The sequence below is a fragment of the Romboutsia sp. Marseille-P6047 genome, assembly GCF_900604535.1.
Taxonomy (GTDB): domain Bacteria; phylum Bacillota; class Clostridia; order Peptostreptococcales; family Peptostreptococcaceae; genus Romboutsia_E.
In genome coordinates this window covers 197,596-214,566 of sequence record NZ_UWOT01000003.1, presented here as the reverse complement: position 1 = coordinate 214,566, position 16,971 = coordinate 197,596, and the positions used below count along the sequence as shown (strand labels likewise).

The following is a 16,971-nucleotide window of genomic DNA, read 5'->3' as shown; positions in this document are numbered from 1 at the left end:
TATCTCTTTCTTTACTAGTATTTTATTATAAATAACGTTTTCTTGCTATGAATTATATTGATAAGCCATAACATTATATTGATAAATTTATGGCTTATCATTAATTAGATTTGTAAAATATTGATTTTAATTGAACAATATTGACATTTTCTTAATATCTATCATCTTCTGGAGATACTCCTTTATACTTCTTATATGTTTTTGAAAAGTAACTAGAATTGACATAACCTACTTCATTAGATATTTGACATATTTTCATATTTGTATTTTTTAATAATTCCTCAGCTTTTTTCATTCTGAATAAAGTGAGATATGTGCTAAAGTTTTCTCCTACTTCTTCTTTAAATAACCTTGAAAAATATTCAGGAGATAAATATACATGCTTTGATATTTCTCCTAATGATATAGATTCTTTATAATTAAGCTCTATATATTCCATAGATTTTGCTATAGCTTTTGAATATTTATTTTCATCTAGTTCATAGTTATTTTTTACCTCAGTACCTGTAGTATTTAAGCTATTATTGCTATCTTTTATATTCTCATAAATTCCTGTAAGAACATCTTTTAGTTCTTTAGGTCTTATATCTGACTTTATAAGATATTCATGTACACCACAACTTATAGCCTGCTTTGCATATGAGAATTCTGCATAGTTTGTAAGTAATATTATATAAGTGTCTGGCATTACTTTTTTTACTTCTTTTGTAAGCTCTATTCCACCCATTATAGGCATTTTTATATCACTTATAATAACCTGTGGGTTAAATTTGACTGCTAATTCATATGCTTCTTTTCCATTTGATGCAGATGCTAAAACCTTAAATTCTTCTGAAATATTGTCTACAGTATAAGCTATCCAGTCCCTTATAGGTGCTTCATCCTCTACTACTAATATATTTAACAACTTGCACTCCCCCTAACTAGGTAAAATAAATATGACCTTCGTTCCTTCAGATTCTATACTTTCTATTTTTAATCCATATTCTTCTCCGTAATTTAACTGTATTCTTTCATGAACATTTATTACTCCCACTCTATTCATACTTTCTTCTTTTTTTAATACAGCCTTTACTTGATTTTGAGTCATTCCTATTCCATTATCTTCTATTACTATTCTTACTCCATCATCTCTTCTATAGCCAGTTATACTAATAATTCCTTTATTGTGCTCCTTTTCCATACTATACAAAATAGCATTTTCCAAAATTGGCTGTAAAATAAAAGATGGAACCTTAAATTCATTTATACTTGGATCTATGTCGTAACTAACATCAAAGCAATTAGGATGTCTCATTTTTTGTAGCTCTACATAGTTTTCAATATTATTGATTTCTTCTTCTAAAGAAATCATTTCGCTAGCTTTTGGTAATATACTTCTTAATAATTTAGTAAATCTATAAAGCATTTCCTCTGCTTCTTCTGTTTTATTCATAGATATTAAAAATCTAATTCCACTTAAAGTGTTATATAAAAAGTGAGGATTTATCTGTGCCTGTAAAAAACTTAATTCTGCTACTCTTTTTTGTTCTTCTTGTTGCTTTATTTCTGATATAGAGTAATCTAACCATTTAACCATACTATTAAAATATTCCTCTAGTTGTCCTATCTCATCATCTTTGTCTACTTTTACTTGAACTTTTAAGTTTCCTTGCATTACCTCATCCATCTTATTTTTAATATTATATATTGGTTTAGTAATAAGTACAGATAACTTATAGGCTATTAATAAAGCTACTAAACTTACTAGTATTAATATTACTAAAAGCCTTTGAGCTATTTCAATGGATAGCTTAGTCAAAATATTTGATGGAATTTCTTGTATTATACTCCATCCATATCGGTTAATTTCAGAAACTATTTCTATATTACTTGAGTTGTTATTTTTATGTTCTATGCTACCTGTAACTTCTTTATAATTTATACCTATATCTCTTTTATCTTTGCTTGATATTATTTTTCCTTGTGAATCTATAATATAAATATTAGACCCTGACTTTAATGCTTCAGCATATCTATCGTACAACATAGTTTCACTTATATCTATTATTAATACACCTAGAGTTTTTTCTGTTATTAAGTCCTTTATTAATCGCCCCATTTTGAAGATGTTTTTATATGGACCTATTCCATTTTCATCTTTATATGTATTAATAAGTACAGTGTTACCATCAGCCTGTATTATTTTATTGTACCAGTCTTCATTTTTTATTTTATCTATATCATATTTAGTTTTAGAATAGGTACTATAAGTTAATCCATTCTCACCAATTACGTATAATTCTGGCTTCATATTGAACTCACCATATTCCCAAACCTCATCATTCAACAATCCCTCTACATATGAATCCATTTTGTTCTTTAAGTATTTATCTTTAGGAAGTTGTTCTTTAGGTACATCTAATATATCTATTAGTTCACTATCCACTACTATATTATTTCCTATTGTTTCTACATTGGACAATAGTATTGATATGTTATTAGAAATTTCACTTAAAACTTGATTTCTCATCTCGTACATTTCTTTTTTAGTCATTTGATTTGTATCACTTATAATCCATGTTACTATTAAACCAACTATTAGTAGCGTAAATGTAAACATTAATAAGAATAATTTAAATGTAATACTTTTATTTAGTATATGAATCTTCCCCATCTCCTTTGTTACTTCTTGCAAATCTGATAATTAATTTTATACCAATGAAATTGTTTTATCAATATTGATATGTTATTTGAATATTAAACGAATATTTAAAAAGTAACATAAAAAATAGCAGATTCATTAAATATAATTTTATCTAATGCATCTGCTATTTTATATTATTAATACCATAATTTTGTAAACGTTTTTCTTAAATATATAATTATCAGAATACTTTAAATACAGATTTTCTTCTATAAGATAATTTATAGATTGTATAGCATCAAATACATGAATTCTATCTAAAGTTTTCTGATTCAAATGACACATTAGTTTGTTGATTATATTATACATGATTTATAGATTATAATTCTAGTTATTGTGTAATAAAATATACTATTTATTATAATAGTAAAAATTAAAAGATATTGATTTTACAATCAATACCTTTTTAACTATAATAGTTGATATGATTAATAAAAATTATAACCACAATTTACTTAATCTATTAATTCTTCTTTTATTTCATTTAAATAACCTTGTCTTACAATTAAAAGTATATAAATAAAACTATAAAGAAGCTTCTCATTATTAAAATGCTGATGATTATTATAATAATTATCTTTTATAACATATATCTCATAATAAGCTGACATAATAAACTTGTCTACTTGTGCGACTACATTTAAAACATTATTATTAATTACTAATATATCACTTTTTTATCCTCTAATAAAGTTAAATATATTGTTTCTTTATTAAATAAGAATCATATGAATAATACTCACTATTAAATATTTATGCAATGTATTCTATATAACTTTACCATCACTAATATTTATAGTATTATCTGCGCTACTAGCTATTTCATCATTATGAGTTATCATAACCAATGTTTGTTTATATTCTTCTATACAAAACTTTAATAAATTCATAACTTCATTAGTTGTTTTACTATCTAAGTTTCCAGTAGGCTCATCTGCAAATATTATTGAAGGTTTATTTGCAAGCGCACGAGCTATAGCCACTCTTTGTTGTTGGCCTCCTGATAATTCATTTGGAAACTTTTTAATTTGAGATTTTATGCCTAATTTCTCTATTGAATCATCAATATACTTTTTGTCTACTTTACCACCACTAAGCGATATTGGAAACACTATATTGTCGTAAACATTTATAACTGATATCAAATTATAACTTTGAAATATAAATCCAAATTCTTCACTTCTCAATTTTGACAACTTATCATCATTTAAAGTGTATAAATCTAAATCATCTATGAAAACTTTTCCTGATGTCGGTTTATCAAGACCAGCCATACAATGAAGTAATGTACTTTTTCCTGAACCACTCTTTCCAATTATAGCTGTAAATTTATTTGGTTGTATTTCTAAACTTATTCCATCAATAGCTCTTACTTCACTCTCTCCCCTACCATATACCTTTTTTAAATTTATAACTCTTAAATTTTTCATAATATTATCTCCTTGTATATCATCTAATTTATAAAACTTAATTAATCATTCTCTTTTATTCCTTCAATAATATTCATTTCTTTAAAATCTTTATTAGCTGTCATTGCTGCTAATAAACACATAGTAATGGATATAAGTAAAAATATTATTGATTCTTTAACTGGGAATGTAAATTCCATAAAGTTTTCTATACCATAGTTTATATAAGCATCATTATTCAAATTTACAAATTTAATTAGGTTTATTATAGCTGGTATTAAAGCAATCATAAAACTAAATATTGAATAGGCTAATGCTTCATAAATAATCATTTTTCTCATATTTTTAATACTAAGACCTAAGGCTCTAAGTGTTGATATTTCTTTTCTTCTAACAAGCAAATTAGTTCTTATTGTACAGAAAATATTAATTTCAGCTATTATTAAGACTAATACTATAAGTGATATCTTAGATTTTATATATTCTTGGCTTGACTCACTAGCCCACTCTACATATCCTACTCTACTTTTAAAAGTAGATAAATGAATTCTATCTGAAATTTCTTCTAACTTTTCATTTACAACTTCATCATACGGGTCTTCTAAATTTATACCTAGCTTTGTATATTTTTGTTCTCCTATTAATGATTCTGAATGATTCTTTGAAGTTACAATTTCAAAGTTATTCCCAAATTGACCATCTCCCATAGACATCCAGTCTGGTGTTAGTGTTGAGCATACTCTTACTTTACTTTCTTTATATACAGTTTTATTGTCTTCTTTGGCTGGAACTTTTATTGTTAAAATATCTCCTACCTCTATATCTTTAAATACCTTTTTCAAAGTATAATCCTTTTCTCTTTCATAAAAATAATTGTATACTGCTACATTGGGATAACCATCAGTTTCTTTTCCTAAATCGTCTAGATTTCCGTACTCTACAAATTTTTTTAAATCTTTATTTATATAATTATTTCCATATATTTTTAAGTCCATTTTATGCTCTGTATTTTCTATTCCGTTATACTTTGCAAACTCTTCATTTATTTCATCCTTTTTGAAATCAAAGAATCCACTAACTACATTTATTGTATTTACACTTTTTACCCCATCTACAGACTTTATTTTATCTACATCAGTATCTGTGTATTTTAAGCTTTCTAAATATGAGACAGCTCCATTAAACTGCATAACTACATCATATCTATTTTGCATGTCCTCAATTTTAGCACCTACTTCATCTTGCATGCTTGAGAAATTAGTTATAAATATATATCCTCCAAGTGCAATTGATATTAATGATATAATTGACCTAGATTTATTTCTTCCAATATTTTTAAGTCCCATAAATCCATAAAATCCAAATATTTTGTTTAAAACTTTATTTAATTTATATCCCTTACTATAACTTTTAACTTTTTCATTGTTACTCATTGCTTCTATAGGTGATATATTCCCAATCTTACACATTGCTATGATACAAGGAATAGATACTGAGAATATTCCTACTAATATAGGTTTTACAATATTTCTATTACTTATATATAGTTTTGGAGCAATCGAGGCTTCTTTATATATCTCAACATTATATGTATTAACTCCTACATATGAATATAAAGTTCCTAGTATTAACGCTAAAATTATGCCTATAACCATAATAATGAAAGCTCGATATATTAATATTAATCTAACCTTCTTTTCGCTTGAGCCTATTAACCTTAAAAGTCCTATTTCTTTCATAGTTTGATTTAGCGCTATGTTAAACATATTAAATATAAAAATTACTGCTGCAATTATAATTAATACTTCTAATTGAATTGATTCTTTTGATTTAGCACTTTCTATTTCAATATCTGCTAGTTTCTGTACAAGTGGTACATTTGGTAAGAAACTTGTTCTTCCTAAGTCATTTCTATCACTAATTTTTTTAACATTTCTATCAAGATTTTTTATCCCAGTTTTTAAATCTAATATACTGTTATATGTAACTAATTCTGTTGGAATTATATTATCCAATTCTGAATTACCATAAGTAAAACCTTCATATGTCCAAACAACGTCATAGTAACCTTCTGGTTTTTCTATAATTCCCACAAGTTTAAATTCTTGATCTTGTGTATAAATTTGATTATTACCTTCAGAATCTTTGTAATCCTTTTTTACTATAAGGTTTAAAGTAGAATTTAGCTTATAAGGTTCTCCCATTGATTCTAAAGCCCTTTTTTCTAGAACTATCTCATTATTATTTTTAGGAAGCCTACCAGTTAATTTATTCGCTTTACCTTTGATATAATCTTCATTTGCTGACCTTAGTAATATATAATTTCCTTTATCATTTACAACACTTCCTAAATTTTGAACTGTTGTAATTTTTGATACATCTTTATCCTTTTTTAATTTTTCTACACCTTCATTATTTAAATCACTAAATTCTACATGATGTCCGCCATAAAGCTTGTCTATTGCTTCTAAATCATTTTTGTTATTTGACTCTTTTATAACATTTGTTCCAAATATAAGTACTACACCTAATACAACTCCAAGTATTAAAAATGACGTTCTAAGTTTATTTCTCCTTAAATATGCTAGTGACATTTTTAAGTAAATTCCCATACAAGCCTCCCATTTTACTATAAATTATTTATCCAATTAATCTTTTAAGTAGATTTACAGATATTTTACACGCTTTGATTATTCATTCTTGTTAAATACTTTTCATCTAATATTCCTCCATTTATTGTTTAGATCTTTCTATCACAAACTAAGAAAGGGACCTTATCTTTTGCTATTAAAAGATAACATCCCTTATATTCAGTATCAATATATATGCCCCAACTGGTAGGTTAAAAGCCCCCACTGTCAGTATTTTGATTAAGCGGTATGTATATAGTTATTGTAAATTTATTTTTTTCGTCTTCAAATAATAATTCTCCATCATACTTTTGTATAGATGATTTAATACTCTGAATTCCTATTCCATGTATGAACTTGTCTTTTTTTCTGTCAATAGAATATTCTTATTAAACTTCAAACTATTAACTTTGCTATTTTCACATTTTAGTACAAAGTAACATTTTGAAATAGTTCCTTTTATTCTAATATATCTATTAATATTTTCATCATGTATTTTATCACAAGCTTCTATCGCATTATCTAAAATATTAGCAAATATACTAGATACATCTATTGGTTTTATAAAATTAACCTTTGAAAAATTGATATCGCAAATAAATTTAATTCCCTTTTTTATACATATATCACTTTTTTCATTTATTATAATATCTAGTATAATATTGCCTGTATTGTAGATTGATTTAAATTCTTTGATCTCATTTTTCAAACTATTTACATATTCATTAATTTCTCTATTATTATTTTTAAGATTTTCTATACAATATATATGATTATTTATATCATGATAAAGCTTCTTAACCTTCATATGTGATTTCTGAACACTTAAATAATGAGAATACTGCATATCTAATTTGTTTTTTATTATTTCATTTTGAGATTGTATTCTATTCTCTCTAATTATTTTTATAAACAACACAATAATAAAAGACTACTTGCTAATATTAACTTTGGTGTTACAATATACCCAACTACATATAGTTCTGAATATCCACCAAATCGCTCTATTTTCTTGTTTATATAAATTATAACTATAGTAAGTAAATTTACCATTAAAGCAATCGATAAATATATATAATTTATCTTATTATCTTCATATAATTGTAATTTATTATTTAAAAGCCTAAATGTCAAATAAGCTATCATATAGATAGATATTATTATTATGTATGTATATATCTCAACTTTAGCATAATCATAATTAGAAATCAATAAAGCTTCTTTTGACAAAATCACATTACCTGTAACTATAAAAATAAACTTCTAGATATAATATCCCTTATCAAAGAGTGATATACATCAAATAAAAAAAATGAAACTATATATTTAATAATTCCTAGTGTATAAAAATAATTATAATATGCTCCCCAAATAATAAAAGTTAAGATATAAATAATATTATATTCATAAAATTTACCTACACTAAATAATATTATTATTTTACTATAATATAGTTTAATAATAATAAAATAAAAAAAGAAATCTTTTTAGACCTATCTGTATCTTTATTATAAGTTAATATACTTTCTAGTATAATCATTGGTATAAATATTGATAATATTAGTAACATGTCATTTATAGGATTTAGCATATTCTATCACCAATAAATTTCAAGAATTTTTCCTTTATATCTTTATGTCTGTATCTACTAATAGGTACTTCTTCACCACTATCTAGTATTGCAACATTTGACTTTATATTCTCTACATGATTTAAGTTAATTATAAAACTCTTATGACATCTTACAAATTCTTCTACATTTAAATCTTTTTCTATTTTTTCTAAACTATATCTAGCATTAAAATCTTTATTTATTGTATGTATTAGCATATCCTTTTTTTGAACTTCTATATAAGTTATTTCATTAGAATAAATCTTATATGTGTTAGATTTATTCTTTATTAAAATATACTGATTTTTGTTTTTTCAATTTCTCTGATACATGTTAATATATGTTTTTTTAATTCTTCTAATTCTATGGGTTTTAATAGATATCTATACGCTCTTACTTCGTATCCTTCTTGAACATAATCTATCAATGAAGTTATAAATATGATTTCCATGTTATCATCTATTTCTCTTATTTTTCTTGCAGTATCCATACCATTTATTTGTCCCATTTGTATATCGAGAAGTAATATATCTATATGATTTAATTCACTTTCTAGTAGTTCTTCTCCAGAGCTATATTTTTTTATTTCATATTCTTTATTTGTATGTTTTAATATATTATTAAGATTACTTTCTAATAATATTTGTGTTTCTTTTTCATCTTCACAAATTGCTATCCTAACCATAACCCCTCCTTGAAACACTTTTATTGTATTTTTGTAATTTTTATGTGAATTCTTATACTTTAAGTAAATACTTTTTTGATAGTTTTATCAATAGTATTTATATTTAAAATATAAAAATACCTATATCCAAAAGGATATAGGTATTCGTGGATTTTAATGGTGAAGATGAATCATAGGAGTAATACCCTAGATTCATACTTATATACTAATTTATTGATTCATATACTTTATTATCTCATCTAATGTAGCATATGATCCAATCGCACCTTTTTTAGTTGTACTGTAGGCGGCATAACAATTTGAAAATACTAAGTATTCTTTTAACATTTCAGCACTAATACTATCAAATCTTTCCATATTTATATCATCTTGTAATAGTTTAAATAAAAATGAACCAATAAATGAATCCCCTGCTCCTGTTGTATCAACTACATCCACAACATTCCCAGGTATTTTAACAATTTTATCCTTAGTATATGCCTCAGCTCCACCTTTTCCTTTTGTAAATAAAACTAGCTTCACATTACCTTTAAACAATACTTCTTTAGCCTCATCCATAGTATCATACCCCGTTATAAATTCTAATTCTTCATCAGATATTTTAACTATATGAGCTAAATGTAAAAACTCTATTATTGCATCTCTACATGACTCTTCGCTATCCCATAGAGGTAACCTTACATTTGGATCAAAGCTTATTATACTTTTATTTTCTAGTGCAAATTCTATAGCTTTTTTATGTGCATACTTCATTGGACACTCTATTAAATCTACTGAACAAAAATGTAAGCTATGACAATCTTTAAACCATTCCTTTTTTACTTCGTTTTCTTCTAGTAACATATCTGCACTTGGATTTCTATAGAATGAAAAATCACGATTTCCATCTTCTTTTAAAGAAACAAAAGCTAATCCTGTATTAGCTTTATCTGTTCTTAATACATAATCTGTATTTACATTAGCCTCTTTTAAAACCTCTATTATATGATCTCCAAAAGCATCCCTACCTAGCTTTGATATGAAATTTGATTTTCCACCAAGTTTTGATACTACAGCACTAACATTAGCAGGCGCTCCTCCCGCTACTCTTTCAAAACCTATTACATCCTTTAGTTCACAACTTTTTTGATTAGGTATAAAATCAATTAAAGCTTCTCCTATACTTATTACTTTTTTCATATTTGCCACCTTACATATTTATTTTACAAATTTCTTTAATTTCAATTTCATTTTTCAAAATATCTATTAATTTTTTTCCACTTATTCCACTTGAAAATGCTGTAGCACTTCCACAAGATGCTCCTAGTTTTAATGCTTCTTTATAATCTTTAGTCCTTAAATATCCACTAATGAAACCTGCAACCATAGAATCTCCTGATCCAACTGTATTTACAACGTTACCCTTAGGCGCATTACTTAAGTATATTTCTCCTTTTTCATCAACTAATAATGCTCCATCTTTTCCCATAGATATTATTACATTTTCAGCTCCCATATCTTTAAGCTTTGTTGCATAAAAAATAGTCTTATCTATAGAGCCTATTTTAGTTTTAAATATTTCCTCTAATTCATGGATATTTGGTTTTATAAGAAATGGATTATATTTCAATGTATTAAGTAAAAGATTGCTAGTTGCATCTACTATAACTTTTACATCCTTTTTAGCCACCATACTAACTATATCTTCATACAATGTATTACTTAGTGATTGTGGTATACTTCCACATAAAACTAATATATCTTCATCTTTTAATTTTTCAATTTTTTTATATAATAATCGTAACTCATCCTCACTTATACGAGGTCCTTTACCATTAATTTCTGTTTCATCTTCATCCTTTATTTTTAAGTTAATTCTACTCAAGCCTTCTTGTAATTTTATAAATTCCGTATTTACGCCTCTAGAAACCAAAGTATTTTCTATATATTCTCCTGTAAATCCACCTAAAAATCCTAGTGCTGTATTTTCTTCTTTCAGTTCGTTAAGCATAAGTGAAACATTTATACCTTTTCCACCTGGATATAGTTCTTCATTATTAGCTCTGTTTACTTCCCCTATTTTCAATTTATATGTTTCTACTACGTAGTCTATAGATGGATTAAGAGTTACTGTGTATATCATATTTATATCTTTCCTTTTCTTATAGTTAAAAGGCTAGATAAACTAGCCTTTTTTTATTTATTGTAGTAATTTATGCTTCCTTTATTTGCATGTGTGAATTGTATATTATGTTCTTCATTGTTTAGATTAAAGCATCTAAATACAAATGACTTCATTCCTTCATTGATAAATACCTCTACAAAGCTGTTATCTACATAAATATCAACTTTATATTCTTCTTTATTTAAGCCTTCTGCACATCTTTTCAATCCATTATTTATGTCTACTTTTAATTTTAGATTACTTCTATCTACTTGAATTACATTTTTATCAAAATCAAAGTTTAACTCCCAATAATCATTTTCATAACCAAATCTAACCCATTTATTTTCATCTTCTTTACGCATATTAAATTTAATATGATAGGAATTAGATTTTGTTTTTATTATATTGCTGTCAAATTCATTCTTATCATTAAATAGATCATTTAATTCCTCTGATACAAAATTACACAATCTATTTTCGACTAATCTAAGAGTATGAGGCATAGTTAAACCATGCTTCCACATTTCTTTATCAGTTGGAAGATCTTGTTCTCCACATCCAAACCACGATACCATCATAGGCTTATTATCTTTTCCATAAAATGCTTGCGATGCATAAAAATCAAATCCATTATCTACTTCATCCATATACTCTAGGTCAAATTTCATATTTTCTATATCTAATTTTCCTACTAAATATACTGTTGAAAATTGATTTTGATACTTTAATTCTTCTTTTTCAAGACCCATAGGCGAAAGTATTATTACATCTTTTCCTTCAACTTCTATAAAACTTGGGCATTCTAACATATATCCTGTATCTATTGGAAGATTTATTTCTCCCATATAGTTCCATATTAATAAATCTTCACTTGTATATAGTAATAATGCACCTTTTTCTTTTTTGCTTTTTGCCCCTAATAGCATATAGTACTTTTCACCTTTTCTAAAAACAAAAGGATCTCTAATATCTCCAGTCATATTATCTGGTGCTCCATCTATAATTGGATTATTTATATACTTTTCTATATTTCCACCTTTGTCCATAATCGCTACAGCTTGTTTTGGTATTCTATCATTTTCAGTTTTATAATTTGCTGTGTAAAATAAATATAATAATCCACCTTTTTCTATAGAGTTTCCAGAATAACATCCATTTTTTTCATACTCCATATCTGGTGTCAATGCTATATCTTTCTCTTCCCAAGTTAATAAATCTTTTGATGTTAAGTATCCCCAATGTTTCATACCATGTGTAGGTTCAAATGGGAACCACTGATAAAAGAAATTGTACTCTCCATTAAAATATGCCAATCCATTTGGGTCATTCATTAATCCACTTTTAGGATAAATGTGATACTTTGGTAAGTATTCACTTTTACTAACAAACTCACTTAGTTCTTTTAAATAAGGTTTATGTTTATCTTCTACATATGTGTATTTTTCTACTTTTTTAAATTTCATAATGTCTCCTAAGTTTCTATTTTTTTATTATATTTATAAAACTATTTTATCGTTTGCATCATTTATGCAACACTTACTTTTGACTTTTCTATACCTTGTACTCCTTTAACTTTATGATATATAACTAAGAATACTATAGGAGCAATAAATGCTATTAAGTTTCCTACTAGATAATGTAACATTACTGGTGGATTTACTATTGTTATACCCGGTATTCCTGTTAATCCAAAACCTAGTGCTTTTACATCTAGTAATTTCATATATATTCCACCTAAACCTGCTCCTAATGCTGCACATACAAATGGAACTATAGAATTTTTTAAGTTTACTGCAAATATTGCAGGTTCTGAAACTCCCACTAATGTAGGTACAAAACTAGATACTGATACTTCTCTTAATTTTGATTTTTTTCTTGCTAATAAGAACATTCCTATACAAGCTCCACCTTGAGCTATAATTGATACTGACCATAACGGTTGTATATAATTAAATCCTGTTTGTGCAATTAATTGAGCTTCTATACTTCCTATTGCATGATGTGTTCCTGTTATAACTAATGGTTGAAGAAGTGCTGCAAATGCAAAAGCACCTATAATTCCCGTTTTCATATATAATATCTCACACACATATCCAATAGCTGATGCCATAGCATCTCCTAATGGTCCAAATACTATGAATAAAGCTAAAGATGATACTATTATAGTTAATGTAGGTACAAGTACGAATGAAAGTACTTGCGGAACATGTTTTGTGATAAATTTCTCAAATGTAGCTAAAAATAAAGATGTCAGTATAGCTGGGAATATTCCCCCTTGGAATGCTACTGCCGGTACATTTACTCCTAATAAGTTCCAGTATTCTACATTAGTAGCTGTACCTTGTAAATATTCAAATCTATTTCCTAAGTCAGGATGAACTAATATTAATCCTATTATTATACCTAGTGCTGGATTTCCACCAAATCTTTTAGTTGCTGAGTAAGCTATAAGTACTGGTAAGAAATTCAACCCTGTAGCTATAATATTTAAAAATGATGCAGTATCATTTGCCCATTTATATGTATCAGCTAATGTACCTTCTAATCCAAATAGACCTTCAGTAAGAAATAAAGATCTTAAACCTAAAATCATTGCACATCCAACTATTGCTGGTATTAAACCTACAAAAATATCTGAAAAAGCTTTAAACAGTTTTTTAATTTTATTTTGATCTTTATTAGCTTCATTTTTCACATCAGCTAAAGATGATTCTTTTATTCCTAATATCTCCATCAAAGCTGCATGTACAAGATCTACAGTTTTTGTTCCAAATATAACTTGTAATTGACCACTATTAAAAAATACACCTTTAACCCCTTCAATATTTTCGAGTATTTCTTTATCATACTTTGTTGTATCTTTTAATACTAATCTTAATCTTGTTACGCAGTGTGCTGCACTTGCTATGTTTTCTTTTCCTCCAACATTTTTAATCACTTCTTTAGCAATGTTTTTATAATTCATTTTTTCTCCCCTCTTTTTTGGAACGTTCCAATTTTATATTTTTATTGTAATATAAATTCCCAATCATTTCAAGAAAACATTTGCCATTTTTTTAAATTTTTCTAAAAAAAAATCACAGTTCTGAAAAACTATGATTTTAGATTATTGTTCATTTATTCTTTTTGTAGTTTCAATTTCTAAAAAACTTACTGGTAATATTTTATTATTTATAGTTTCACTTTTATTTACTACTAATTGAAGTAAGTTAACTGCTTCTATTGCAAGCCCTTCAATATTTTGTTTCATAGTAGAAATTTTTAGATGTTCATTAGAATAACTTTTAGCTCCATCAAATCCTATTATCTGAACATCATCTGGTATTCTTATTTCCATTTCTTCAAGAGCTTCAATAACATACTGTGCATATCTATCTGTAGCACAAAAAATACCATCAAATTTATTATTGTTGCTATATGATTCTTTTATAAACTTGTTTACTTCTTTTCTAAATTCACTAGATTTGCAATGGCAATTAAAAATACTATAATTTAAATTTAATTCCTTACATGTAGTTTCAAAACCAAACTTTCTATCCATTAAAGCTTTATTATTTTCTACTTCTCTTGTAATGTGTAATAAATTTTTACATTTTCTTTTATATAATTCATTTACAGCAAGTTTACTTCCATTTATATTATCACTAGTTACATAAGGTATTGATTCATTATAATACCTTTCTATTGCAACATATGGTAAATTTTCAGTCAAATGCGGTAAGATATTACTATAAGATACAGATATAATGCCATACACTTTGTTTTGTTTTGCCATTTCAATATACTCTATTTCTGATAAGTAATTGTCTTGAGAATTACATAATAACATCTTTTTACCTATTTTTTTCAATTCTATTTGCAAGTAATATGTAAGTTCAGAGAAAAATGGATTCCATACTGTAGGTACTATGAATACTACATTACTAGCTGTATTTGTTTTCAATTCTCTTGCAGCTATATTTGGTATATACCCCAGTTCTTTTATAGCTTCTTCTATTTTTATTCTTAAAGATTCTTTTATTTTTACATTATTTATATAATTTGATACTGTACCTCTTGATACACCGGCTCTTTTAGCTACATCATTCATATTCGCCACAATATCACCTCATTATTATTTTTTATATTCATTATATCATGTAATCATAGAAATTTCTCTATTTGAAACTTTTGTTTATTGTTATAAATAAACTTGGGTCGAACTATTCAACTTTTGCACATGGACTACAATCAGTAGATGCCAATGACGTAAATTTTACTACAGCTTATATTAATAAAATATTTGTAAAAGGCAAAATAAAAAACTACTAAACTATAAGGTTTAGTAGTTCCTTATCCTCATTTTCGAGGGTTTGAATGGTGGAAACGAATCGCAGTAATCACACCCACGATTATGCATATTAATCTCTTTTCAATTTACTATATATTTATATATAATTATGATAACATCACCTTTTGTATATTTTAAATTAAGAGGATAAGATGTACTATTTATTGTTTTTGTCTACTACTTGTTGCATTATTGCAGTTGCTTTTTCAACTGTTTCTTTAACATCAACATTTAAATCCATTAAAGCTTTTTTCATTTCGTTCATTAACTTTTCAGTAGCTTCAACGTATCCTACTACACCTGGTCTTTGAGATGCATATTCTAATTGCTTAGCAGCAGTTGAATATTGAGGCTTTTCTTTATATAAATTTTGTATTGTTTCACTATTTAATGCAGTGTTAGTTATTGGCATATATCCTGTATCTATAGAGAATTGAACTGCATTTTCTTCATCAGTCATAAACTCTATGAACTCAGCAGCAGCTTCTTTTTCTTCTTGAGATGAACCTTCCATCATAACAACATTTGCTCCACCAGTTGGAACTCCATATTGAGAATCCCCTGGTAAGAACGCTGTATTTACTGTAAATTTACCTTCAGCTTGCTCCATAAGTCCTGCTAAACTTGCTGTAGATTGGAATGTCATACCTGCTTTTCCATTAACGAATGCATCCTTTGCAGCATCCCATGCATCATACCCTTCCCCTGGAGGTAATTGCATTATTCCTTCTTTCATCATATCTTGCCATAATCCTAAAGCATTAAAACCTATTTCATTATTGAAAGCAACTTTGTTGTTTTCATCTATCATTTCTCCACCTTGTTGGTATATTAATGATTCAAAGAACCATATATCTATTGGTACTGCAAGACCTACTACTCCGTCCGCTTCGTCTGTTAACTTTTCAGCATACATTTTTAATTCATCCCAGTTTTTTGAACCTTCTGGATCAAGTCCTGCAGCTTCACACATTTCTTTATTTACATATAGTAATGGAGTGCTTCTGTTTAAAGGTACTGCTACAGTCTTTCCATCATATTCCGATTCTCTCATAAGCCCTGGTAAAAAATCATCTATCTTTTCTTTGCTTACATATTGTTCTAAATCTGCTAATGCTCCAACAGATGCAAATTGAGCAACTTGAGTTACTTCAAGCATTGTTAAGTCTGGTTGATTACCAGCAGCTATTGCAGCTTGTAATTTAGTTCCATTCTCCCAATAATCTCCTTGAGATACCATTTTTATTTCTACATCTTCACTTTGTGCATTAAACTTATCTACATAACTCTTTACGATTTCTTCATTTGTACCAGTTAAAGCATTCCAAAATTCTACTTGAACCTTTCCATCACTTACTGAGTCCACTGCTGTATCTTGTCCTTTAGTTGAGCATCCTGTTAATGTTCCTACTATTAATGTAAGAGCCAATGTTCCCGATATCGTTCTTTTTAATTTCATTTTTAAATCTCCCC

At 26.8% G+C, this 16,971-nt stretch carries 14 protein-coding genes and 1 pseudogene; all 15 read right to left on the bottom strand.

Annotation, left to right across the window (positions count from 1 at the left end):
* Positions 1–151: 151 nt before the first annotated feature.
* Complete coding sequence (locus tag EIH23_RS04685; RefSeq protein ID WP_122639062.1) at positions 152–907, bottom strand: response regulator transcription factor; 756 nt, start codon at positions 905–907, stop codon at positions 152–154.
* Between the two features lie 12 nt (positions 908–919).
* Positions 920–2,656, bottom strand: coding sequence for a sensor histidine kinase (locus EIH23_RS04680; RefSeq protein WP_122639061.1), 1,737 nt, complete (start codon positions 2,654–2,656; stop codon positions 920–922).
* A 485-nt stretch (positions 2,657–3,141) separates the two neighbouring features.
* Entirely contained in the window at positions 3,142–3,297 is a 156-nt protein-coding gene (locus tag EIH23_RS16225; RefSeq protein ID WP_164488986.1) for a hypothetical protein, read from the bottom strand.
* A gap of 156 nt (positions 3,298–3,453) precedes the next feature.
* Entirely contained in the window at positions 3,454–4,116 is a 663-nt protein-coding gene (locus EIH23_RS04675) for an ABC transporter ATP-binding protein (RefSeq protein WP_122639060.1), read from the bottom strand.
* Positions 4,117–4,157: 41 nt separating this feature from the next.
* Positions 4,158–6,707 carry an ABC transporter permease gene (locus tag EIH23_RS04670; RefSeq protein ID WP_122639059.1) on the bottom strand — a complete coding sequence of 850 codons (2,550 nt, stop codon included), beginning with the start codon at positions 6,705–6,707 and terminating at the stop codon, positions 4,158–4,160.
* Positions 6,708–6,937: 230 nt separating this feature from the next.
* A pseudogene (locus EIH23_RS16515) lies at positions 6,938–7,533 on the bottom strand (ATP-binding protein).
* 98 nt (positions 7,534–7,631) lie between these two features.
* On the bottom strand, positions 7,632–7,955 hold the full coding sequence (locus tag EIH23_RS16510) for a hypothetical protein (RefSeq protein ID WP_243113324.1): 324 nt from the start codon (positions 7,953–7,955) through the stop codon (positions 7,632–7,634).
* Between the two features lie 354 nt (positions 7,956–8,309).
* A complete protein-coding gene (locus EIH23_RS16705) occupies positions 8,310–8,555 on the bottom strand; it encodes a LytR/AlgR family response regulator transcription factor (RefSeq protein ID WP_279265820.1) in 246 nt (81 codons plus the stop codon).
* Between the two features lie 71 nt (positions 8,556–8,626).
* Positions 8,627–9,022: a response regulator gene (locus EIH23_RS16700; RefSeq protein WP_122639057.1), complete on the bottom strand. Its 396-nt coding sequence runs from the start codon at positions 9,020–9,022 to the stop codon at positions 8,627–8,629.
* Positions 9,023–9,232: 210 nt separating this feature from the next.
* Positions 9,233–10,201, bottom strand: coding sequence for a carbohydrate kinase family protein (locus EIH23_RS04650; RefSeq protein WP_122639056.1), 969 nt, complete (start codon positions 10,199–10,201; stop codon positions 9,233–9,235).
* A gap of 10 nt (positions 10,202–10,211) precedes the next feature.
* Positions 10,212–11,144 carry a 1-phosphofructokinase gene (pfkB, locus tag EIH23_RS04645; protein ID WP_122639055.1) on the bottom strand — a complete coding sequence of 311 codons (933 nt, stop codon included), beginning with the start codon at positions 11,142–11,144 and terminating at the stop codon, positions 10,212–10,214.
* Positions 11,145–11,197: 53 nt separating this feature from the next.
* Positions 11,198–12,631 (bottom strand): glycoside hydrolase family 32 protein, encoded by a 1,434-nt coding sequence (locus EIH23_RS04640; RefSeq protein WP_122639054.1) that lies wholly within the window; start codon positions 12,629–12,631, stop codon positions 11,198–11,200.
* A gap of 62 nt (positions 12,632–12,693) precedes the next feature.
* Entirely contained in the window at positions 12,694–14,133 is a 1,440-nt protein-coding gene (locus tag EIH23_RS04635) for a PTS transporter subunit EIIC (protein ID WP_122639053.1), read from the bottom strand.
* Between the two features lie 141 nt (positions 14,134–14,274).
* Positions 14,275–15,258, bottom strand: coding sequence for a LacI family DNA-binding transcriptional regulator (locus tag EIH23_RS04630; RefSeq protein WP_243113325.1), 984 nt, complete (start codon positions 15,256–15,258; stop codon positions 14,275–14,277).
* A 397-nt stretch (positions 15,259–15,655) separates the two neighbouring features.
* A complete protein-coding gene (locus tag EIH23_RS04620) occupies positions 15,656–16,957 on the bottom strand; it encodes an ABC transporter substrate-binding protein (RefSeq protein WP_122639051.1) in 1,302 nt (433 codons plus the stop codon).
* Between the last annotated feature and the right edge of the window lie 14 nt (positions 16,958–16,971).

What these genes read in the sequence shown, in the direction of transcription:
- EIH23_RS04630 (WP_243113325.1), bottom strand. Translation starts at nt 15,258, where the DNA reads ATGAATGATGTAGCTAAAAGAGCCGGTGTATCAAGAGGTACAGTATCA.
- EIH23_RS04640 (WP_122639054.1), bottom strand. Translation starts at nt 12,631, where the DNA reads ATGAAATTTAAAAAAGTAGAAAAATACACATATGTAGAAGATAAACAT.
- EIH23_RS04620 (WP_122639051.1), bottom strand. Translation starts at nt 16,957, where the DNA reads ATGAAATTAAAAAGAACGATATCGGGAACATTGGCTCTTACATTAATA.
- pfkB (WP_122639055.1), bottom strand. Translation starts at nt 11,144, where the DNA reads ATGATATACACAGTAACTCTTAATCCATCTATAGACTACGTAGTAGAA.
- EIH23_RS04635 (WP_122639053.1), bottom strand. Translation starts at nt 14,133, where the DNA reads ATGAATTATAAAAACATTGCTAAAGAAGTGATTAAAAATGTTGGAGGA.
- EIH23_RS16225 (WP_164488986.1), bottom strand. Translation starts at nt 3,297, where the DNA reads ATGTCAGCTTATTATGAGATATATGTTATAAAAGATAATTATTATAAT.
- EIH23_RS04680 (WP_122639061.1), bottom strand. Translation starts at nt 2,656, where the DNA reads ATGGGGAAGATTCATATACTAAATAAAAGTATTACATTTAAATTATTC.
- EIH23_RS04650 (WP_122639056.1), bottom strand. Translation starts at nt 10,201, where the DNA reads ATGAAAAAAGTAATAAGTATAGGAGAAGCTTTAATTGATTTTATACCT.
- EIH23_RS04675 (WP_122639060.1), bottom strand. Translation starts at nt 4,116, where the DNA reads ATGAAAAATTTAAGAGTTATAAATTTAAAAAAGGTATATGGTAGGGGA.
- EIH23_RS16700 (WP_122639057.1), bottom strand. Translation starts at nt 9,022, where the DNA reads ATGGTTAGGATAGCAATTTGTGAAGATGAAAAAGAAACACAAATATTA.
- EIH23_RS16705 (WP_279265820.1), bottom strand. Translation starts at nt 8,555, where the DNA reads ATGCTAATACATACAATAAATAAAGATTTTAATGCTAGATATAGTTTA.
- EIH23_RS04670 (WP_122639059.1), bottom strand. Translation starts at nt 6,707, where the DNA reads ATGGGAATTTACTTAAAAATGTCACTAGCATATTTAAGGAGAAATAAA.